The organism is Arenimonas sp., assembly GCF_036275555.1.
GTDB lineage: Bacteria > Pseudomonadota > Gammaproteobacteria > Xanthomonadales > Xanthomonadaceae > Arenimonas.
The window spans coordinates 114,054-134,563 of the sequence record NZ_DASUDO010000031.1; the positions used below are offsets into that span (position 1 = coordinate 114,054).

At 71.8% G+C, this 20,510-nt stretch carries 21 protein-coding genes; 11 read left to right on the forward strand and 10 right to left on the reverse strand.

What is annotated here, in order from left to right:
* The first annotated feature begins 4 nt into the window (after positions 1-4).
* Entirely contained in the window at positions 5-454 is a 450-nt protein-coding gene (locus tag VFV21_RS08355; RefSeq protein ID WP_329668971.1) for a hypothetical protein, read from the forward strand.
* Between the two features lie 6 nt (positions 455-460).
* Here VFV21_RS08355 and VFV21_RS08360 read toward each other — a convergent pair whose 3' ends face one another.
* The 7 genes from VFV21_RS08360 to VFV21_RS08390 form a co-directional block, all read right to left on the reverse strand.
* A complete protein-coding gene (locus VFV21_RS08360; protein WP_329668972.1) occupies positions 461-1,279 on the reverse strand; it encodes a transglutaminase domain-containing protein in 819 nt (272 codons plus the stop codon).
* A complete protein-coding gene (locus VFV21_RS08365; protein ID WP_034212656.1) occupies positions 1,276-1,506 on the reverse strand; it encodes a DUF350 domain-containing protein in 231 nt (76 codons plus the stop codon). The genes VFV21_RS08360 and VFV21_RS08365 overlap by 4 nt, the downstream gene beginning before the upstream one ends.
* A gap of 4 nt (positions 1,507-1,510) precedes the next feature.
* Positions 1,511-2,353, reverse strand: coding sequence for a shikimate dehydrogenase (gene aroE, locus VFV21_RS08370; RefSeq protein ID WP_329668973.1), 843 nt, complete (start codon positions 2,351-2,353; stop codon positions 1,511-1,513).
* Position 2,354: 1 nt separating this feature from the next.
* Positions 2,355-3,344 (reverse strand): porphobilinogen synthase, encoded by a 990-nt coding sequence (gene hemB / locus VFV21_RS08375; RefSeq protein ID WP_329668974.1) that lies wholly within the window; start codon positions 3,342-3,344, stop codon positions 2,355-2,357.
* A gap of 137 nt (positions 3,345-3,481) precedes the next feature.
* Positions 3,482-5,125, reverse strand: a complete 1,644-nt coding sequence (locus VFV21_RS08380; RefSeq protein ID WP_329668975.1) for a PA domain-containing protein — start codon at positions 5,123-5,125, stop codon at positions 3,482-3,484.
* Positions 5,118-5,528 carry a post-PEP-CTERM-1 domain-containing protein gene (locus tag VFV21_RS08385; protein ID WP_329668976.1) on the reverse strand — a complete coding sequence of 137 codons (411 nt, stop codon included), beginning with the start codon at positions 5,526-5,528 and terminating at the stop codon, positions 5,118-5,120. Before VFV21_RS08385 ends, VFV21_RS08380 begins: the two co-directional genes overlap by 8 nt.
* Positions 5,529-5,749: 221 nt before the next feature.
* On the reverse strand, positions 5,750-5,902 hold the full coding sequence (locus VFV21_RS08390) for a DUF3309 family protein (protein WP_329668992.1): 153 nt from the start codon (positions 5,900-5,902) through the stop codon (positions 5,750-5,752).
* 132 nt (positions 5,903-6,034) lie between these two features.
* Between VFV21_RS08390 and VFV21_RS08395 the strand changes: the two genes are divergently transcribed.
* Genes VFV21_RS08395 through VFV21_RS08405 form a run of 3 tightly spaced genes read left to right on the forward strand, consistent with a single transcriptional unit; the run spans position 6,035 to position 11,085 of the window.
* Positions 6,035-6,874, forward strand: coding sequence for an ABC transporter permease (locus tag VFV21_RS08395; RefSeq protein WP_329668977.1), 840 nt, complete (start codon positions 6,035-6,037; stop codon positions 6,872-6,874).
* Between the two features lie 37 nt (positions 6,875-6,911).
* The gene (locus VFV21_RS08400; protein ID WP_329668978.1) at positions 6,912-8,426 is read left to right on the forward strand and encodes an ABC transporter ATP-binding protein; all 1,515 of its coding nucleotides are present in this window, start codon (positions 6,912-6,914) and stop codon (positions 8,424-8,426) included.
* A gap of 40 nt (positions 8,427-8,466) precedes the next feature.
* Positions 8,467-11,085, forward strand: coding sequence for a bifunctional diguanylate cyclase/phosphodiesterase (locus tag VFV21_RS08405; RefSeq protein ID WP_329668979.1), 2,619 nt, complete (start codon positions 8,467-8,469; stop codon positions 11,083-11,085).
* Here the strand turns inward: VFV21_RS08405 and VFV21_RS08410 are convergent.
* On the reverse strand, positions 11,082-12,056 hold the full coding sequence (locus VFV21_RS08410; protein ID WP_329668980.1) for an NAD-dependent epimerase/dehydratase family protein: 975 nt from the start codon (positions 12,054-12,056) through the stop codon (positions 11,082-11,084). The two genes, VFV21_RS08405 and VFV21_RS08410, sit on opposite strands and share 4 nt — an antisense overlap.
* 112 nt (positions 12,057-12,168) lie before the next feature.
* Here VFV21_RS08410 and VFV21_RS08415 point away from each other — a divergent pair, with 112 nt between their 5' ends.
* Complete coding sequence (locus VFV21_RS08415; RefSeq protein ID WP_329668981.1) at positions 12,169-13,800, forward strand: PAS domain-containing protein; 1,632 nt, start codon at positions 12,169-12,171, stop codon at positions 13,798-13,800.
* Here the strand turns inward: VFV21_RS08415 and VFV21_RS08420 are convergent.
* Entirely contained in the window at positions 13,784-14,965 is a 1,182-nt protein-coding gene (locus VFV21_RS08420; RefSeq protein WP_329668982.1) for a hypothetical protein, read from the reverse strand. The genes VFV21_RS08415 and VFV21_RS08420 overlap by 17 nt on opposite strands.
* Before the next feature lie 172 nt (positions 14,966-15,137).
* On the opposite strand from VFV21_RS08420, the gene VFV21_RS08425 reads away from it, so the two are divergent.
* Positions 15,138-15,563, forward strand: a complete 426-nt coding sequence (locus tag VFV21_RS08425; RefSeq protein WP_329668983.1) for a hypothetical protein — start codon at positions 15,138-15,140, stop codon at positions 15,561-15,563.
* A 7-nt stretch (positions 15,564-15,570) separates the two neighbouring features.
* Here the strand turns inward: VFV21_RS08425 and VFV21_RS08430 are convergent, their stop codons facing one another.
* Positions 15,571-16,716 carry a hypothetical protein gene (locus tag VFV21_RS08430; RefSeq protein WP_329668984.1) on the reverse strand — a complete coding sequence of 382 codons (1,146 nt, stop codon included), beginning with the start codon at positions 16,714-16,716 and terminating at the stop codon, positions 15,571-15,573.
* A 154-nt stretch (positions 16,717-16,870) separates the two neighbouring features.
* Here VFV21_RS08430 and rsmG point away from each other — a divergent pair, with 154 nt between their 5' ends.
* The 5 genes from rsmG to VFV21_RS08455 all read left to right on the forward strand — a co-directional run bounded on the left by rsmG (position 16,871) and on the right by VFV21_RS08455 (position 20,445).
* Positions 16,871-17,518, forward strand: a complete 648-nt coding sequence (gene rsmG, locus VFV21_RS08435) for a 16S rRNA (guanine(527)-N(7))-methyltransferase RsmG (protein WP_329668985.1) — start codon at positions 16,871-16,873, stop codon at positions 17,516-17,518.
* Positions 17,519-17,601: 83 nt separating this feature from the next.
* Entirely contained in the window at positions 17,602-18,384 is a 783-nt protein-coding gene (locus VFV21_RS08440; protein ID WP_329668986.1) for a ParA family protein, read from the forward strand.
* Complete coding sequence (locus VFV21_RS08445) at positions 18,381-19,295, forward strand: ParB/RepB/Spo0J family partition protein (protein ID WP_329668987.1); 915 nt, start codon at positions 18,381-18,383, stop codon at positions 19,293-19,295. Before VFV21_RS08440 ends, VFV21_RS08445 begins: the two co-directional genes overlap by 4 nt.
* A gap of 92 nt (positions 19,296-19,387) precedes the next feature.
* The gene (locus VFV21_RS08450) at positions 19,388-20,113 is read left to right on the forward strand and encodes a glycosyltransferase family 2 protein (RefSeq protein ID WP_329668988.1); all 726 of its coding nucleotides are present in this window, start codon (positions 19,388-19,390) and stop codon (positions 20,111-20,113) included.
* A complete protein-coding gene (locus tag VFV21_RS08455; RefSeq protein WP_329668989.1) occupies positions 20,110-20,445 on the forward strand; it encodes a lipid-A-disaccharide synthase N-terminal domain-containing protein in 336 nt (111 codons plus the stop codon). Before VFV21_RS08450 ends, VFV21_RS08455 begins: the two co-directional genes overlap by 4 nt.
* Positions 20,446-20,510 lie beyond the last annotated feature (65 nt).

Genomic DNA, 20,510 nt, shown 5'->3' on the forward strand with positions numbered 1-20,510 from the left:
CCTCATGACCGCGACGCGCCCGAAGATTTCCCCGTGGTTCCTGGCGATGGCGCTTGCCGCCGCGCCCGCGCTCGCCGCCACCGGCCCCGCCGGCAGCGTCCCGCCGCCCGCCACGTCATCCGCCGAGGTCGCGGACGACGGGTCCCGCTCGAACAAGTGGCGGCTGGAGTTCAGCGGCGCCGCCGAATCCGCGGGTGAGATCGTGATCGCGGTGACGGACGCGCGCGGCGCCGATTACCAGGTCCGCGTGGCGATCGAGCGCAATGACGGCGAGAACCGCGTGTCGTCCAAGGTGCAGCGCGCGCTCGACCGCGCCCTGCCCTGGGGTTGGCGCGTGGAGCGGGATGACGGCGAAGACCTGCTCGTGAAGCGGCGGCTGTACCACCCCCGTTTCCGCATGGCGCTGGTGAGCAACACGGTCAAGGACGTGCGGATCAACTTCGACCGCGAGTAAGCGCGCCTAGTCGCGGCGGAAACCCGAGCGCCGCTGCCAGCGCCCGCCGGTGTAGTCGGTGGTCAACGGCGATCCCGTGTTCACCCAGTAGCTCTCGCGGTTGAACATCGCCTCGGGCCGGTAGTCCGGCAGCTGGCTGGCCAGCGGCAGCGCACGGCCGGGGCGCTTGTGCGTGGCCTCGAGCAGGTAGGTGCGGGCGCCGTCGAGCACCACCACCCAGGCGTGGCCTTCCTCCTTCATCCGGCCCAGCACCACGCGCGCGTCCAGGCCCAGGCCGATCAGCCAGTCGGCCAGCGCGATGGCGTGGTCCTCGCAGTCGCCCTCCGGGTAGAAGAAGGCCTCGCGGGAGGTCTGCCAGATCTCAGGCATGCCCGGGTACTGGTCGTGGTCGTAGGCGTACTGCTTGCGCTGCGCGAGCGACACCAGCGGCACCCAGGCATCCACGCCTTCGAACGGCACGTAGCCGACCAGGTACGCGTTGACGAAGTGATGGCGGCGGTCCAGCCCCGGCGCCACCGTGGTGACGGTTTCATCGCCGAAGGTCCAGCCAAAGGACATCCAGGTTTCCGCGTGCCCCGCCTCGCGCAGGGCCTCGGCCACCTGGCCTTCGTGCACGCGATAGCCATTGGCCAGCTCGATGGCGCGGGTTTCCGGCGGCGCGGCGAAGTCCTGGCCCGGCGTGGCGGGGCCGATGAACTCCGGCACCGCGTCCGGCGACGGCGACACACGACCCGCGGGCGAACCCTCGCAGGCCCGCAGCGACATCATCGCCAGGCCGATCAGCAGCAGCCACAGCCAAGACGAATTCTCGCCGCCGCGGATCATCCGCGCAGGCCGAACACCGTCACGATGGCCACGAACAGCAGGATGGTGGACGCGAAGATCGCGACCGCCAGGTTGCCCTTCTGCAGCTCCTGCTCGATGTCGATGTGCTTGAGCAGCTTGCGGTCGATGAACTGGAGGCCCAGCACCGCCACCACCAGCGCGATCAGCGTCTGGATGATGTTCAGGCCGAGGTTGAAGAACGTGGCGATCAGGAAATCGGTGGTCATGTCGTCAGTCGGCGGTGTGGAGGGCGTCGGCGTGGGCGCGGAGGTCGGCGTAGACCTCGTCGGTCTCGGGGCGCTGGCCGTGCCAGATCGCGAAGCTTTCGGCGGCCTGTTCGACCAGCATGCCGAGGCCGTCGATGCGCGGCTCGCAGCCGGCGGCCTGGGCCCAGGCCAGGAACGGGATGGCCGCTTCGCCGTAGCTCAGGTCCACCGCCAGCGCGCGCGCCTCGGCCAGGCGGAAGGGCAGCTTGAACTCGGCGTCGGTGCGGCCGGCCGACGTGGCGTTGACGATCATGTCGTAGTTGCCGAGGTTGGGCAGGTCGGCGAGGTAGCGCGTGTGCACGCGGTCCGGCTCGCCGAGCGCGTCGGCCAGCGCGTCGGCTTTCTCCGGCGTGCGGTTGACGATCCACAGCTCCTGGATGCCGGCATCGAGCAGGGCCGGGGCCACGCCGCGGGCGGCGCCGCCGGCGCCGAGCAGCAGCACGCGGCGCGCGCGCAGGTCGAGGCCGTGGCGGCCGGTGAGGTCACGCACCAGGCCTTCGCCGTCGGTGTTGTCGCCGTGCCACTGCAGGCCCACGCGCTTGAGCGTGTTGACCGCGCCGGCGCGGCGGGCGCGCGCGCTGAGCTGGCTGCACAGGGCGGCCGCGCGCTCCTTGTGCGGCAGGGTGACGTTGGCGCCGCGCCCGCCCACGGTGGCGAAGGCACTGACGGCGCTGGAGAAATCGGCGGGGCTGGCGTCGATGGCGACGTACTCCATCGCGATGCCCATCTGCTTCGCGAACGCGGCGTGGATGCGCGGCGACAGCGAATGCGCGACGGGATGTCCGAAGACGGCGTAATGCGCGGTCATGTCATTCCTCCTTGAGCCAGCGCGCCGCGTCGAGCGCGAAATAAGTCAGCACGCCGTCGGCGCCGGCGCGCTTGATCGACACCAGCGCCTCCAGCGCGCAGGCGCGCTCGTCCAGCCAGCCGTTCTGCGCCGCGGCCTTGAGCATCGCGTACTCGCCGCTGACCTGGTAGACGAAGGTGGGCGCGCCGTAGTGGTCCTTCACCCGCCGCACGATGTCGAGGTAGGGCAGGCCCGGCTTGATCATCACCATGTCGGCGCCTTCCTCGAGGTCGAGGCCGACTTCCCGCAGGGCTTCGTCGGAATTGGCCGGGTCCATCTGGTAGGTGTACTTGTTGCCCTTGCCGAGCGCGCCGGCACTGCCGACCGCATCGCGGAACGGGCCGTAGAAGCTCGAAGCGTACTTGGCCGAGTAAGCCAGGATGCGGGTGTTTAGGTGGCCGTTTTCTTCCAGCGCCTCGCGGATGGCGCCGATGCGGCCATCCATCATGTCGCTGGGCGCCACCACGTCGGCGCCGGCGTCGGCGTGCGACAGCGCCTGCAGCACCAGCGCCTCCACGGTCTCGTCGTTGACGACGTAGCCGCTGTCGTCCACCAGGCCGTCCTGGCCGTGCGTGGTGTACGGATCCAGCGCCACGTCGGTGATCACGCCGAGCCCGGGGAAACGCTGCTTGAGCGCGCGGATGGCGCGCTGGGCCAGGCCGTTCTCGTCCCAGGCGGCCGCGGCGTCGAGCGACTTGGCCTCGGGCGCGGTGACCGGGAACAGCACGATTGCCGGGATCTTCAGCGCCACGGCCTGCTCGGCCGTGCGCAGCAGCTCATCGATGGACAGGCGCTCGACGCCGGGCATCGAGGCGACCGCGGCGCGGCCCTGCAGTTCGTGGATGAAGACCGGCAGGATCAGGTCGTCGGCGGCGAGGCGGTGTTCGCGCATCAGGCGCCGGGAGAAATCGTCGCGGCGCATGCGCCGGGGGCGGGTGTACGGGAAGGCCATGGCGGGTCGTTCGGCAGCGCGGTTCGCGTGCCCCGATGATACGCCGCCCGCCGGAAAAAGACGGGGGCCGGACAGGCCGGCCCCCGTATGCGCTCCGTGCTGCCCGGGCGCCGGCGCAAGGCCGGCCCCGGTCCGGCTCAGCGCTGGCGCGCGGCGCAGCTGGCGATGCGGCCCTTGCTGCTTCCCTCGATCAGGCCGGCGACGACCAGGCTGTCGGCATAGGCCGTGATGCAGTCCTGGTACTCGCCCTTGCTGCCCGCGAAGGCCGAGCAGACCAGGGAGCGCGCCTCGATGCTGGCGCCCACCGCGATGCCCGACGAATCCACCACCGGCACGCCGGTGTCGCAGGTGCCCAGCGTGGCGTTGCCGGCCGAGGTGCGCCAGCCGGTGTCGCGGAACAGCGCCGGCGTCAGGTCCACGTCGAGGTCGCCGCGCAGGGTGCCGGTGATCGACGGCTCCATCAGCGCGTTCGGGCTCAGCGCGGTGTCGAAGTGCGAGAACGTCGAGCCGGGCGCCAGCGCCGCGGGCGTGTTCAGGCGCACGCGGCCGAGGTCGTCGGCGCCCACCCGGCGCACCGGGTCGGCCACCGCCAGCACCTGCGGGCCCGGGGCCAGCGCGCGGATCTGGTTGCCGGCGTCCAGGCTGATGCCGAGCACCGGCACCGTCACCGCCGCGTTGACGCCGCCCGGCTCGATCACGCCGGCGACATTGTTGGCCACCAGCACGCCGGTGGCGCCCGCCGCCTGCGCGTTGAGCACCTTGACGTCGAAGGTGCAGCCGCCGCGATCCACCAGCGCGATCCGGCCGGCGATGTCGGCCCCGTTCACCAGCGGCGTGCAGGCATCGCCCCCGGCGTCCACGCCGTCATTGGCCAGCGCCACCACGCCCGCGAATTCCGGGCCGGTGACCGCGGGACCCAGCGAGGAGCGCCCGGCCGGCAGCGGCCCGGCGATACCGGACACGGTGATGGCCAACTGCGCATCGAGGTAATCCGGCGCCACCGCCGACACGTCCGGGCCGGTCCACACCGTGCCGCCCGCGTTGCGCACCGAGAATGCGCGCTCGGCCGCGGTCATGTCCGGGAAGGCCTTGCCGACGATGTTGTTGAACGCATTGGCCAGGTACACGTCCGGGAAGCCCGGCGAGCCGGCCGGGTTCGCCGGCGACGGCGCCGCGAAGCCGAACAGGTTGCCGGTGGTGACGTTGAGGAAGCTTTGGAACCCGATGCCGTGGCCGATCTCGTGCATCACCACGTTGAGGAAGTTCACCGCGCCGGCCGGCGTCTGGCCGTCGAGGCCGTAGTACCAGTCGGCGCCGCCCAGGCAGGCCGGGTCGCCGCTGATGCGGCTGTTGAACTGTGAGTTGATGTCGAGCGCGCCCGGGTTGAGGTCGACGCCGACGATCGACTCGGTGAGCGCGACGTTGTGCCAGGTGCCCGGCCGCGTGGCGCCCGGGAAGTCGCGGAACACGGAGGTGGTGCCGGCCGAGCCGAGCACCGCGCTGGTGGCGGTGCAGGCCTGCGGGATGAAGCGGGCGCCGACCCGGATGGGCACGTCCGACTGCATGATCGCGCCCCACATCTTCGCGGCGTAGGCGTAGGCGACCTGGCGCTGTTCGCCGAGGGTGGTGCCCGGGTTGCCGCCCTGCGGCGCGCGCGGGGACGGGTCGTCGAGGCCGGCGCCGGTGCCGGCATCCAGGTTCACCACCACGATTTCGGCGGCAAATGCGGGCGCCACGGACAGCGCGGCCGCCAGGGCGAGGACGAGCGAGGACTTAGTCATGGTCGTGGCCCTCCGCCTGCGCGCCGGCATGGGTGACGACGAGCCGGCCGTCGGCATCGCGGGTCACCACCAGCTGGCTGTCGAGGCTTTCGGGCACCTGCATGGACACGGTGCCGTCGGCGTGGCGGACCTGGGTCTGCAGGGCTTCGCTTTCCGTCGCGGGGCGAACGAGGGCGGCCACGCCGGGCGCCGTCTTGCCGCGCGCTTCGACGGCGAGGCGGGCGGCGTCGCGCTCGAGCTCGCGGTCCTCGGCGGCGGTGGTGGCGCGCAAGCGACCGGTTTCGCGGTCGATGGCGGTCTTGCTGCCGGGGGCGGGGGCGTCATCGGCGGCGACGGCGGGCAGGGCAAACGAGCAGGCCAGCGCGACGCCAAGCGCGGCGGGCCGGAGGATGGGCATCTTCATGGTGGGCTCCAGAACAGGCGAAGGAAGGCAGGACGGAACGCCAGGTGGAATCGGGCGGCGACGGCGGGGGCCGGCGCCGCGCCCGGCGGGCGCCTGCAGCGGGTCGGGGAACACACCGACGCGGCAAGTCGCCACTTCGCATTGCTCCCCGTCCCGAGCCTACGGGGGCGGGATCATGGCGGCATGAAGGCGATGTCATCGCCAGGCGAAGGCGGGGATGGCTATATTTTGCCCATCAGCAGCAGGACGACGATGATGATGACCACCAGGCCCAGGCCGCCGGTGGGACCGTAGCCCCAGTTCTTGCTGTGGGACCAACTGGGCAGCACGCCGATCAGCAGAAGGATGAGGATGACGAGGAGGATCGTGCCGATGCTCATGGGGGACTCCGGTTTCAGGGGGGGACCGCCGGAGCGTGGGTCGCACCGGCGTCACGGCAGCATGGGCGCGGTGGGCCGCAGGCTCCGTGCGGCATCGCACACAGCCGCGGGCGGGCGATGCCGGTGATGGCGGCCGGGCCCGCGCGCGCCCGCGCGCCGCGGCAAGTCCGCGCCTGCCTCTGGGTGCTCGGGCTGCTGGCGATGGCTTGCTGGCTCGCCCTGCTGCTGCCCGGCCACGACCCGCACCAGCCCGACTGGAACGCGCTGTCGTCGCCGCCCTCGCTGGCGAGCGGCCACTGGTTCGGCACCGATGCGATCGGCCGCGACATCCTGGCGCGCACGCTGGCCGGCGGCCGGCTGTCGCTGACCGTGGGCGCGCTGGCGACGGTGATGGCGCTGGCGATCGGCCTGGCCTACGGCGCCATCGCCGGTTACGCCGGCGGCCGGGTCGAGCGCGCGATGGTGCGCGTGCTGGACCTGCTGTCGGCCCTGCCCTTCCTGCTGATCGTAATCCTGCTGCTGGCGCTGTTCGGGCGCTCGCTGTGGTTGCTGCTGGCGGCGATCGGCGGTTACGTCTGGATCGACCTCGCCCGCGTGGTGCGGGCCGAGGCCGCGCGCCTGCGCGAAGCGCCTTTCGTGCTCGCGGCGCGCGCGGCCGGCGCGCGCTTCGACCAGGTGCTGCGCTGGCACCTGCTGCCCAATCTGATGCCGCTGGCGCTGGTGTACCTGGGCCTGATCCTGCCGCAGGCGATCCTGGTCGAGAGTTTCCTCGGCTTCCTCGGCCTGGGCGTGGATGAGCCCGCGGCCAGCTGGGGCAGCCTGCTGCACGAAGGCAGCCAGGAGCTCGACACCGCGCCGTGGTCGCTGCTGTTCCCGGCCGGCTTCCTGGTGGCCACGCTGGCCAGCTTCCAGTTCCTCGGGGACGGGCTGCGCGACTGGCTGGATGTGCGCGGGGCGTCGGCATGAGCACGACCTGGTCGCCGCGCGATCCCGGGGACGCGGCATGAGCGCGCTGCTCTCACTGCGCGGCCTCGAGGTGTCGACCGGCGCGCGCCGCCTGCTCGGCCCGCTGGATCTGGAGCTAACCGAGGGCGAGTGCCTCGGCCTGGTCGGCGAAAGCGGCAGCGGCAAGAGTCTCACGGTGATGGCGCTGCTGGGCCTGCTGCCGCCGGGGCTCGCGGCGCGCGGCATGCTGCATTGGCAAGGCCAGGCCATCGCGCTGGGCGGCCGCGACCACGCCGCGCTGCGCGGCCGCGCGATCGCCTGGATGCCGCAGGACCCGCAGGCCAGCCTGCATCCGCTGCGGCGCGTCGGCGCGCCGCTGGTGGAAAGCCTGCGCGTGCTGCGTGGCCTCGACGGCCCGGCGGCGCGGCGCGAAGCGCTCGCCCTGTTCGAACGCCTGCAGCTGCCAACCCCGGGCGACCTGTTCGATCGCTACCCGCACCAGCTTTCCGGCGGCCAGCGCCAGCGCGTGCTGCTGGCCCTGGCCCTGGCCGGCCAGCCGAAGCTGCTGCTGGCCGATGAACCCACTTCGGCCCTCGACCCGCGCCTGGCGAAGGAATCGCTGGACCTGATCGACGGCCTGCGGCGCGAGCTGGGACTCGCCGTGCTGCTGGTCAGCCATGACCTGCCGCTGGTGGCGGCCCATGCCCAGCGCGTCGCCATCCTGCGCCGCGGGGAATGCGTGGAGGCCGGCGATGCCGCGCAGGTGTTCGCGAACCCCACGCAGGCCTACACCCGCGAACTGCTGGCCGCCGACCGCCTGCCCGCGCCGGAACCCTCGCCGCCGGGCGCGCGCCTGCTCGAGGTGGACGCACTGACCGTGCACTACCCGCGCGCCCCGGCCCCGTCCCTGGTCGAGGCCAGCCTGTCGCTGCACCGCGGCGAGTGCCTGGCCCTGGTCGGCGAGAGCGGCAGCGGCAAGAGCACCCTCGGCCGCGCGCTGCTGCGGCTGATGCGCGGCGGCACCCGCGGCCGCATCCTGCTCGATGGCGAGGACCTGCTGCAGGCCGGCCGCGGCCGACTGCGCGCCCTGCGCCGGCGCATTGGCGTCGTGTTCCAGGACCCGTATGCCTCGCTCGACCCGCGCATGCGCCTCGGCGACATCGTGGCCGAACCGCTGCGCATCCACGGCCTGGGCGAACGCACCGGGCACCCCGCCCGCGTCGCCGCACTGCTGGCGGCCGTCGGCCTGGACCCGGCCCTGGCGGACCGCTGGCCGCACCAGCTGTCGGGCGGCCAGCGCCAGCGCGTCGCCATTGCCCGGGCCCTGGCCACCGACCCGGACCTGCTGGTCTGCGACGAGGCCGTGTCGGCCCTCGACGCCCACCATCGCGCCGGGGTGCTGGCCCTGCTGGGCCGGCTCAAGCGCGAGCGCGGCCTGGCCCTGCTGTTCATCACCCACGATTTCAGCGCGGCGCGCGCCCTGGCCGAACGGACCGCGGTGATCGCCGGCGGCCGCCTGCAGGCCTGCGGGGACACGGCGGCGGTCCTTGGGGGCGGCGTGAAGATCGGCTGATACACTCGGGCCAGTCCCCCGGGGAGGGGGTGGAACCCGGATGCCGCACACGCCCCTAGCGCCCAACTTCGCCCCCGCCGCCAACCCGGCGGCGACGCGCAGCGACGACACCGCCGCCCTGGCCGCCGAGGTCCAGCGCCTGCGGGTGGACGTCGAGCGCCTGGGCAAGGCCGAGCGGCTGCAGCGCGCCCTGTTCGCCATTTCCGACCTGGCCAGCTCGGACGAGGACACCGCCACCGTGCTGCGCGGCCTGCACGAGATCGTCGGGCGGCTGATGTACGCCGAGAACTTCTACATCGTCCGGTACTCGCCCGAGACCGAGTCGATGCGCTTCATCTACTTCGCCGACAGCCTCGACCCGGTCTGCCCGGACCCGAAGGAGGAGTTCACGGCGGAAAAGATGGCCAACAGCCTGACCCTGGCCCTGATCCGCCGCGGCAAGCCGGTGATGGGCCCGTCCGACGAGGTGCGGCGCGAGCTCGCCGTGTCCCGCGACGAGACCCTGGGCCCGGACAGCGAGGACTGGCTGGGCGTACCGATGGTGGACGAAGGCGTGGTGCGCGGCGCGGTGGTGGTGCAGAGCTACGACCCCGACTCGCGCTACACCGAGGACGACCGCGCGCTGCTGGGCTACGTCGCCCAGCACATCCTCACCGCCCTGGCCCGGCGCGAGGCGCAGGAGGAGCTCGAGCGCCGCGTCGACGAGCGCACCCGCGAGCTGCGCGAGCAGGTCACCGAGCGCGAGCGCAGCGAGAAGCTGCAGGCCGCGCTGTTCCGCATCGCCGAGCAGGCCGGGCGCAGCGAGAGCATCGAGGTGTTCTATGCCGAGGTGCACGGCATCGTCAGCGACCTGCTCGATGCCCGCAACTTCTTCATCGCCCTGCTCACCGACGACCGCCAGGAGCTTGACTTCCCCTACTCGGTGGACGAACGCGACCAGAAGCGCCCGCGCCGGCGCCTGGCCCGCGGCCTCACCGAGTACGTGCTGAACACGGGCGCGCCGCTGCTGGCCGACCGCCACCAGGTGCGCGAGCTGGTGGCCCGGGGCGAAGTGATGTCCTTCGGCACGCCCTCGGTGTGCTGGCTGGGCGTGCCGCTGCACCTGGACGGCAAGGCCGCCGGCGTGATCGCGGTGCAGAGCTACACGCCCGATTACCTGTACACCCGGCGCGACCAGGAGCTGCTGAGCTTCGTGTCCTTCCACATCGCGCAGGCGCTCGACCGCCGGCGCGCGAACGAATCCCTGCGCCTGGCGTACGCCGAACTGGAGCAGCGCGTGGCCTCGCGCACCAGCGAGCTGGCCGACGCCAACCGCGAGCTGCTCGACCAGATCTCGGTGCGCGAGCGCATGGAGCTCAAGCTCAAGCACGAGGCCCTGCACGACACGCTCACCGGCCTGCCCAACCGCAGCCACCTGCTGGGCCGCATGGGCCAGGCGCTGTCGCGTTACCGGGCCGATGCGCGCCAGCTGTTCGCGGTGCTGTTCCTCGACCTCGACCGCTTCAAGGTGGTCAACGATTCGGTCGGCCACCTGGTCGGCGACGAGCTGCTGAAGGAGGCCGCGCGCCGCATCGGCGGCTGCGTGCGCGACCCCGACATGGTGGCGCGCCTGGGCGGCGACGAGTTCGCGATCGTGCTCGACTTCATCCACACCGCCGAGGATGCGGTGGCGGTGGCCGAGCGCGTGATCGCGGCGCTGGCCGAGCCAATGCGCATCGCCGGCAAGGAGCTCTACACCTCGGCCAGCATCGGCATCGCGCTGGTGGACGGCCGCTACCGCCGCCCGGAAGAGCTGCTGCGCGACGCCGACGTGGCGATGTACCGCGCCAAGGCCACGGGCCGCCAGCGCTACGCCATCTTTGACGAACACCTGCACGAGGCGGCGCTCAAGCTGCTCGAGCTCGAGGGCGACCTGCGCCGCGCGCTGCAGCGCCAGGAGTTCGAGCCCTATTACCAGCCGATCATGAACCTGGCCGACGGCGGCCTGGTCGGCTTCGAGGCGCTGATGCGCTGGCACCACCCGGCGCGCGGCCTGAGCGCGCCCGGCGAGTTCATCGCCATCGCCGAGGAAACGGGCAGCCTGGAATACATGGACTGGCAGATCTACGACCTGGTCTGCCGCGACACCAAGCGCCTGTCCGCGCGCAACGCCTACACCACGCTCAACGTCTCGCCGCGCCACCTGCGCGCGCCCGACTTCGACCAGCGCCTGCTGGAGCTGATGTCGCGCCACGGGGTGAAGCCGGGCCGCCTGCGGCTGGAAGTCACCGAGGGTGCGCTGCTCGAGCAGCCCGAGGAAGTGAACGCCTGCCTGGGCCGCCTGCGCGAAGCCGGCGTGCTCACGCTGCTCGATGACTTCGGCACCGGCTATTCCTCGCTCAGCTACCTGCACCGCTTCCCGCTGCACGGGCTGAAGATCGACCGCAGCTTCGTGGCCGAGCTGCGCAGCGGCGAGAGCGGCGGCAGCACCGCGATCGTGCGCGCCATCCGCCTGCTGGCCGATTCGCTGGGGCTGGAAGTGATCGCCGAAGGCATCGAGACCGAGCAGCAGCGCTACCAGCTGCGCCTGTTGGGCCTGAGCCTGGGCCAGGGCTACTTCTTCGCCAAGCCGGCCTCGGCCAGCGACATCCTCGCGCGCTTCGGCCTGGACGCGGGCTAGCCGGACAGCATCCCTTCGGCCCGCAGCCAGGCGATGGTGTCGGCCAGCAGCGCGGGCAATGGGGTGCTGCGGTAGCCCAGCTCGCGCTCGGCCTTGCCGGAATCCACCTTCAGGTGGTGGCAGGTGAAGGCCACCGCGGCGGGCGTGAGGTCGGGCCGCTTGCGCGTGATCCGCGAACCCAGGTCCATCGTGCGGGCCAGGCCGCGCAGCAGCCAGGCCGGCATCGGCTTCGAAGGCGCGGGCTTGCCCAGCTGGCGGCCGATTTCGGTGACCAGCGCCTGGAAGCTCGCGTGCTCGCCGCCCACCAGCCAGGTTTCGTCGCGCGCCGGCTGGCGCCAGGCCCGCACCTGCGCCCGTGCGATCTCGCGCACGTCGGCAAAGGCGCCCGAGCCCGGCGGCGCGCCCGGCAGCTTGCCGGCGTCCACCAGGCGGATCAGGTTCGACCAGTTGTTGCGGTCGCCCGGCCCGAGGATGTGCGAGGGCTGGAACACCAGGAAAGGCAGGCCCGATTCGCGCACCAGGCGCTCGGCGGCGTACTTGGTGCGCTCGTAGTTGATCCAGGATTCGGCGCCGCGCTGGATCACGTCCTCGCGCAGGGTCTCGTGCACGAGGTGCGAGTAGGCCGACACGCTGGAGGTGTGCACGACCGTGGTGACGCCCGCCGCGCGCGCGGCCGCGAGCAGGCGCGCGGTGCCGCCGACGTTGGTCTCGGTCTGCGCGGCATCGCCGGGACCCCAATTGTTGGTGTCGGCGGCGGCGTGGAAGACCGCGGAGACGCCCTCCATCGCGGCGGCCAGCGATGCGGCATCGGCCAGCTCGCCGCGCACCGGCGTGGCGCCGGTCGCGGCCACCGCGGCATCGCCGCCGGCGCTGCGCGACAGCCCGCGCGCCTTAGCGCCATCGGCGACCAGCTCGCGCAGCAGGTGCTGGCCAAGGAAGCCGGTGGCGCCGGTGACCAGGACGGTAGGCATGGGGGTTCTCGGCAAGGGGGCCGGCGAATGGTTACGCGCCGCCCCGCCCTTGGCAAATCCGGCTTGCGACGCGGGCCGCGGTTTGCGGCATCCGCCTATCTATACTGGCCGCATGCCCGCCCACGCCACGCCGCCCGACCACCTGCTGCAGCGGCTCCCCGACGTCGTCCTGCAAACCGATGCCCAGTGGGCCATCACGTTCTTGAACCGGGCCTGGCAATCCGTCACCGGGCACCCGGTGGAGGGATCGCTCGGCCAGTCCCTGCTCGATTTCGTGCATCCCGACGACCGGGGCACGCTGCGCTCGGGCATGCCGGTGTTCCGCCTGCGGTTCGCCGGCGGCGAGTACCGCTGGGTGCGCCTGCAGCTGCAGGCCGACGTGGATGCACAGGAGCGCGTGCTCAGCCGGCAAGGCCTGCTGATCGAGATCACCGAGGTCACCGAACAGGTGCTGGTGGAAGTGCGGCAGCGCTTCCTGCGCCTGCTCGAGACCATCGACGGCGTGGTCTGGGAAGCCGAGCGCGGTGTGGGCAACACCTTCCTCAGCCCGCAGGTGGAGCGGCTGTTCGGCTACACGGTGGAAGAGTGGCGTGCCGACCCGGGGTTCTGGCGCGCGCACGTGCACCCGGAGGATTTCGAGGCGGCACACGCGATCGATGAGGCGGCCTACAACGCCACCCACAGCTATGCGTACGAGATGAACTACCGGCTGATCGCCAAGAGCGGCAAGGTCGTCTGGGTGCGCGACCTGTGCCGCGCCATCGTCGAACCGGGCCGACCGAACCGCATGATCGGCCTGATGATCGACATCAGCCAGCAGAAGCAGACCGAGCTCGAACTGGTGCAATCCGACGCGCGCTACGCGCTGGCCACCCGCGGCTCCAACGACGGCATCTGGGACTGGAACCTGCGCACCGACGAGTTCCATGCGTCCCGGCGCTTCCACGACATCCTCGGCCTGGACGGCGGCGAGCACCACCACGACGGCGGCTGGGGCTTCCTCGAACCGCGGGTCGACCCGGACGACCGCGAGCGGGTCAAGGCGGCGTTCCGACGGCACCTGCAGGGCGACAGCCCGAACTTCTCGGTCGACTTCCGTGCGCTGCATGCGTCCGGGCGACTGGTGTGGGTCAACTGGCGCGGCGTCGCAAGGTTCGAGCAGGGCGTGCCGGTGCGGATGGCCGGTTCGCTGAGCGACCTGGCCGAACGCGGCAGCTCCTACGATTTCCTGACCAACCTGCCGGGGCGGCCGCTGTTCCGCGACCGCCTGGAGCACGCCATCGCGGTGCAGCAGGGCGCGGCGTCCCGCGAGGACCGGCTGGAGCGCCAGGGCGATGCGACGACGTTCGCGGTGCTGCTGCTCGACCTCGACCGGTTCAAGGCGGTCAACGACACCTTCGGCCACCACGCCGGCGACCAGCTGCTGCAGCAGGTGGCGCGGCGGCTGGAGGCCAGCGTGCGCCCCGCCGACCTGGTGGCGCGCATGAGCGGCGACGAGTTCAACGTGCTGCTCGAATCGGTGGACGAGCCGACGGCCACCGCCCGCGTCGGGCAGATCGCCGCGGCGCTGTCGGCGCCCTACCAGCTCGACGGACGCACGGTGGACGTCGGCGCCAGCATCGGCGTGGTCGTCAGCCAGCCCGGCCTTTCGACCACCGACGACTACCTGCGGGCGGCGGATGCCGCGATGTACCGCGCGAAGAGCCAGCGGCTCGGCGTGTGCCTGTTCAAGGCGGATCGCTGAGGGCCGCGCCCGGCGGGACGAAGGCCGCGGCCCGACCCTCGGCGCGACCGTGCTGGTCGAAGTGCTGGCGCGGATCGGTGCCGGCGCGCAGCACGTCCGGGTGCATCAGCAAGTAATGGATCGGATCGAAGGCGCCGGCGGTGCGCGCGAGGCCGGCGGCGTGCGCCAGCAGCCCGCGTTGCAGCGCGGCGTCCTCGGTGCAGGCGCGGACGTGGTCGCGCAGCGCGCGCAGCGCGACCTCCACTTCGGGCGCGCCGAACCGCTCCGGCGCGGCCTGCGCGGCCGCCGCCGCAGGCGCCGCGTCGTCCGGCGCGAAAAGGATCGCCTTCACTTCGTCCATCACCGGCCCCGGCAGGGCATCGAGCTGGCGCGCGAAATCGGCGGCGAAACGCGCGAACGCCTCCGCGCGGTCGGCCGGGAACCGGGCGCCGCGGCGCGCCGGCCACTCCCGCGCGAAGGCCTCGCTGACCGCGCGACCCAGGGTCTCGTCGGCGAACACGGCATTGATCGCGCGCAGCACGCCGAGCTCCTCGACGGCGAGGCTGCGGTTGGCAACGGTGTCGGGCACCTGCGCGGCCAGCGCCTCGTCCTCGCCGACGAGGCCGAGGAAGTGGCGCAGCAGGTCGGCGTGCCGGTAGCGGAAAACGGTGGTGTCGACGCCGAACCGGTCGAGGTTGCGGAAGTACCAGAGGAAATCGCGCGCGTGTCCCCGAAGCCAATCGGCGTCGAAGTCCGCGGCCAGCGCGTGCGCCTTCACCAGCTGCAGGTAGACCGAGTAGCTCCACGGTTTGAACGGCCGCACCGCGACCAGCAGCTTCACCGACCGGGCCTGCACGAGCAGCACCTCGCGCAGCCGCGAGAACTTCTCCACGTCGGCGTAGCAGAGGTCTTCGCTGGAAATCAGCAGACTCGGCGCCCGGCCGACGTTCGCATCCACCAGCTCGCCAACGAGGGCCTGCAGGCGCCCGGTGGGCGTCGGCGCCGGGTTGGTGAAGATCAGCTCCCGCGCCAGCGCCGTGCCGTTGCCAGCGCCTGCCGCGGGATCCGGGCACGGGTAGGCCACGCGCGCCAGCAAGCCGGCCTGCGACAAGCTGCGCAGGCCTTCCTGGATCGCGCTGGTGCCCGTCTTGGGCAGGCCGGCGTGGACGAAGATCGTGTCGAGCAAACCGGGCACCGGTCGCGGGGAAGGGGAGGTGGCGGGAAGGATAAGGGATGCGCCCGGCGGCCCACGTGGGTGGGCCGCCGGCAACCCCGCCCTGGCCGTATTGTGAAACCAGTCACGTTTCGAAGGTTATGCTTGAGCAACACTCCCTAACCCCCCGATCCCGTTGGCAATCATGAGCCCGCTGCTGCCGCTCCCCCTGCCCCTGGCCTCCCTGGCCTGGCTCACCGGCTTCCGGCGGGTGCCCGACAACTGCGTGGTCACGGTGCATCGCTTCGGGCGCTTCGTGCGGGCGCTGGGGGCGGGCTGGCGCTGGACGGTGCCGGGCCTGGACCAGCTGGGCCAGCCGGTCTGCCTGATCGGCCACCACCTCGACATCCCCGCCGAAGAAGGCGCGCACGCCGAGCTGTACTACCAGATCCTGGACCCGGCCCGGGCTGGCGCCGATCTCGACCGCGTGGACGCCCTGGTCAGTGACCAGGCCCGCGACGTGCTGGCCACCTTGCCCACGCCTGCCGTCGAGCAGTTCAAGGCCGAGATCAACCGCCGTATCGGCGGCCTGGGCCTGCGCGTGATCCGCGCGGCCCTGCACGCGGCCTGAGGCCGCCTCAGCGACCCGGCACGCGGCAGCAGATGCTGCCGCCGAACACCTGCTGGGTGGCCGCGGTCGTGTTCTGCCAGGCGCAGAATGTCGCCAGGCCCGAGGTGTTGCTGTTGACGCCGCTGCCCCGGCTGTAAACGCCCGACGCGTTCGTGTAGCAGTAGGGCATGACTTCGCTGTAGCCGTCCGGGCACACCGGATTATTGATGAAGGTGGCGGCGCCGGCAGAGATGTTGAACGTGCTGATGGGGGTTTCCGTGCACTGCAGGTCGGTGGCCTGCGGCGGCGAGAAATACCCGACGATGTCGACGACGTAGTCGGACTGCGCGAAGGTGTAGATCACGAAGTCGTTGATCCCGAGCGGATTGGGCACGCCGACCACGACCGAGTTGTTGACGATCGCGCCCGGGGCGTAGTTCACGCTGGCCGCGAGCGGCCGGGTCTCGCCGGATTTGTAGACGGTCGCGAATCCCGCGGCCGAGGGAAGCACGGCGGTGACGTTCAGCACGATCGCACTGGCGCCGACCGCGGCGACGTTGCAGTTCGTGGCGCTGCCGCCCTGGAAGGTGAAGTTCGCGCCGGCGTTGACGGCCACCCCGAGGAACGACCGGCTGCTGTCGGCGTTGATCCTGCCGCCGGCAACGCGGGTATCGACGATGCGGCAGGGGGTCACCGCGGTGAACACCAGGTCCCCGGCGGTCGAACCCAGCGCCTGCGTGCCAATGGCCGCGGCCTCCTGGCCGGAAAGGTCGGCCGGCGCCATCGCATAGCGGTCGACCACGTCCCCGTCGGACAGGCGGTGGCCCGTGCCGGTGAGTTCGGCCACGGCGCCTTCGAAGGTTTCGCGGGCCATGGCGTTGCGCAGGTTCATCGGGTCCGCGGCGATGAAGGTGGGCACCATGCGGCCAGCCCATTCCGCGACCGGCACGTCGTACATCCGCTGGACGTAACCACCCCACTTGAGCACGAACTGCCTGGCGAGTTCGCCGCGCTCGGCGGGCTTGAGCTCGGCCGCGGCCGTGCCGGCGCGCTGGCCACCTTGCGGCGCATCGGCGGCGAAGGCCGGTGCCAGCGCGAGCGCGCAGGCCATGGCGGCGGCCAGCGGCAGCCTCGCAACCCGGGAGACGCGCAGGGAATGGGACGTGGACGGCATGGCGCGTGCTCCTCGATCGCGGTGGATACCTGCGATCTGGACACGCAGGACCGCCGGGAACGCGGCCAGCGCCATGGGCGCAAGGCGCAACCGGGTCCACGAAGGAACGGGGCCAGGGTCCCGCGGCTCGGCCTTCTTGGGCGACAATGGCGCCATGAATCCGCTATCGCACCTCCTGCCGGAACTCAAGTCGGGCCTGGTCGCGCTGGGCCTGCCGCCGCAGCCGCTGGCCGGGCGCCTGCTCGATTACCTGGCGCTGCTCGAGCGCTGGAACGGCACCTACAACCTCACCGCCATCCGCGACCCGCGCGAGATGCTGTCCAAGCACTTGCTCGATTCGCTGTCGATGTGGAAGCACGTGCAGCCGGGCAAGCTGGCCGACCTCGGCACCGGCCCCGGCCTGCCCGGCATCCCGCTGGCGCTGGCGGTGCCGGGCCTGCAGGTCACCCTGGTCGAGAGCATCAGCAAGAAGTGCCGGTTCCTGCGCGAGGCGGTGCGCCAGCTCGGCCTGGACAACGTGCGGGTGCTCGATGCGCGCGCCGAGGCCGTAGACGAACCCGGTGCCTACGACCAGATCACCGCCCGCGCGATGGACACGCTGGCCGGCATCCTCGCGGTCGGCGACCACCTGCTGTCCCCGGGCGGCCGGCTGCTGGCGATGAAGGGCCAATACCCCGAGGCCGAACTGGCCGCGCTGCCGCCCGGCTGGCGGCTCGAGTCGGTGCAGCCCCTGGCCGTTCCCGGCCTCGAAGGCGACCGGCACCTGGTCACGATCACCCGCGACCCCCCGCAGGCGGCATAATCCCCCGCTCGGGCCGACGCCCAGCGGACGCCCGATCCGCGCCACCAACCCCCCGGTCACCGCGACCGGCGCCAGGAGACTGCATGGGCCGCATCATCGCCATCGCCAACCAGAAGGGCGGCGTGGGCAAGACCACCACCGCCGTGAACCTGGCCGCCGCGCTCGCCGCGGTGCCGCGCAAGGTGCTGCTGGTGGACATGGACCCGCAGGGCAACGCCACCATGGCCTCGGGCGTGGACAAGCGCGAGCTGGAGAACTCCAGCTGCGAGGTGCTGCTGGGCGAATGCCCGGCCAGCGCCGCCATCGTCACCACCCCGGAAAACTACGACCTGCTGCCCGGCAACATCGACCTGACCGCCGCCGAGATCCGGCTGATGGACGAGTCGGCCCGCGAGCAGCGGCTCAAGACCGCGCTGGCCGCCGTGCGCGACCAGTACGACTACATCATCGTCGACTGCCCGCCCTCGCTGTCCCTGCTCACCCTCAACGCCCTGGCCGCGGCCGACGGCGTGATCGTGCCGATGCAGTGCGAGTACTTCGCGCTCGAGGGCCTGAGCTCGCTGGTGGACACCATCAACGCGCTCAAGGCCAAGCTCAACCCGGCGCTGGAGATCGAAGGCATCGTGCGGACCATGTTCGACGTGCGCAACAACCTCGCCAACGCGGTCTCGGGCGAGCTCACCAAGCATTTCGGCGACAAGGTCTTCCGCTCGATCATCCCGCGCAACGTGCGCCTGGCCGAGGCGCCCAGCCACGGCCAGAGCATCGTCGGCTATGACCGCGCCTCGCGCGGCGGCATCGCCTACCTGGGGCTGGCCGGCGAGATCGTGCGGCGCGAGAAGAAGCTGTTGAAGGAGTCGGCATGAGCACCAAGAAGCGCGGCCTCGGCCGCGGCCTGGAGGCCCTGCTGGGCACGGGCAACAAGGGCGCGGCCCCCGCGGCCGAAACCGCGGCGGCCAGCGGCGAGGGCCTGCGCAGCCTGCCGATCAACCACCTGCAGCCCGGCAAGTACCAGCCGCGTACCGGCATGGACCCGGCCAAGCTCACCGAGCTGGCCGAATCGATCAAGGCCCAGGGCCTGATCCAGCCGATCGTGGTGCGCGAGATCGGCACCGGCAAGGACGGTTCGCCGCGCTACGAGATCATCGCCGGCGAACGCCGCTGGCGCGCCGCCACCCAGGCCGGCCTGGCCGACGTGCCGGTGGTGCTGCGCGAGGTCGACGACCGCGCCGTGATCGCGATGGCGCTGATCGAGAACATCCAGCGCGAAGACCTCAACCCGCTCGAGGAAGCGCAGGCCCTGAGCCGCCTGATCGACGAGTTCAGCCTCACCCACCAGCAGGCCGCCGAGGCCGTGGGCCGCTCGCGCGCCGCGGTGTCGAACCTGCTGCGCCTGCTCGAACTGCCCGACGGCATCCGCGAGCTGCTGGAAACCAAGCAGCTGGAGATGGGCCACGCCCGCGCCCTGCTCACCCTGGCCCCGCAGGCCGCGCTGGCGCTGGCGAAGGAAGCCGTGGCCGAGGGCTGGTCGGTGCGCGAGGTCGAGCGCCGCGCGCAGCTGCTGGGCAAGGGCCAGATTCCCGCGAAGAAGCCGGCCAAGCCCAACGGCAAGAAGATCGACGCCGACATCGCCGCGCTCGAGCGCGAGCTGTCCGAGAAGCTCAGCGCCAAGGTGGCCGTGCAGCATGGCCGCGGCGGCCGCGGCAAGCTGGTGATCAGCTACCACGGGCTCGATACGCTCGACGGCATCCTCGAGCGCCTGCGCGGCGGCCAGTAAGTCCGCGCCGGGCTTACATAAGGGAAACTTAATGTAAGTCCGGTGATAATGGCGGCACTTTTCCCGCGGGCCCCGCGCCCAGAGTCGCCACCGTGCCCCAACCCCGTCTTTCGGTCGTCATTCCCGCGTTCAACGAAGCCGGCAACCTGCCCGGCCTCGTGGACGAAGTGATCGCCGCCCTGCGCGGCCACGTCGATTTCGAACTGATCGTGGTCGACGACCACAGCACCGACGACACCCTGGCCGTGCTGCAGGCCGCCAAGGCCCGCCACCCCGAGCTGCGCGTCCTCAGCCACGCCACCCAGAGCGGCCAGAGCACCGGCCTGCGCACCGGCATCCGCGCCGCCCGCGCGCCCTGGATCGCCACCCTGGACGGCGACGGCCAGAACGACCCGGCCGACCTGCCCAAGCTGCTGGCCGCCCGCGACGCCGGCCCCGCCGACGTCAAGCTTTACGCCGGCTGGCGCACGAACCGTCAGGACACCGGCAGCAAGAAGTGGGCCTCGAAGTGGGCCAACGGCATCCGCTCGCGCCTGCTGCGCGACGCCACGCCCGACACCGGCTGCGGCACCAAGCTGTTCGAGCGCGAGGCCTTCCTCGAGCTGCCCTGGTTCGACCACATGCACCGCTACCTGCCCGCGCTGATGCAGCGCGCCGGCTGGCGCACGGTCAGCGTGCCGGTGAACCACCGCCCGCGCGGCGCCGGGCAGTCCAAGTACACCAACCTCGGCCGCGCCCTGGTCGGCATCCGCGACCTGATCGGCGTGGCCTGGCTGATCAAGCGCAACCGCCTCACCGACGTGCGGGAGCTGGCATGAGCGTGATGGACCAGGAAATCCTGTGGCTGGGCTGGAGCGGCCTGCACGTCACCCCCTGGAAGCTGGTGGGCTACACCGGCGCCCTGATGTTCGGGGGCCGCTGGGTGGTGCAGTTCATCGCCTCCCGCCGGGCCGGCAAGCCGGTGATCCCCCGGGTGTTCTGGTACATGAGCCTGGTCGGGGCCCTGATGACCCTCAGCTACTTCCTTTTCTCGGCCAAGCAGGACTCGGTCGGCGTGCTCCAGAACCTCTTCCCCACCTTCACGGCCGCCTACAGCCTCTGGCTCGACATCCAGCACCGCGGCTGGCGCCGCGACCGCGCCAGCCATTGAACCCGCGGCCCCTGTGGGAGGGACTTCAGTCCCGATGCTTTCCGGCGAAAGGCATCGGGACTGAA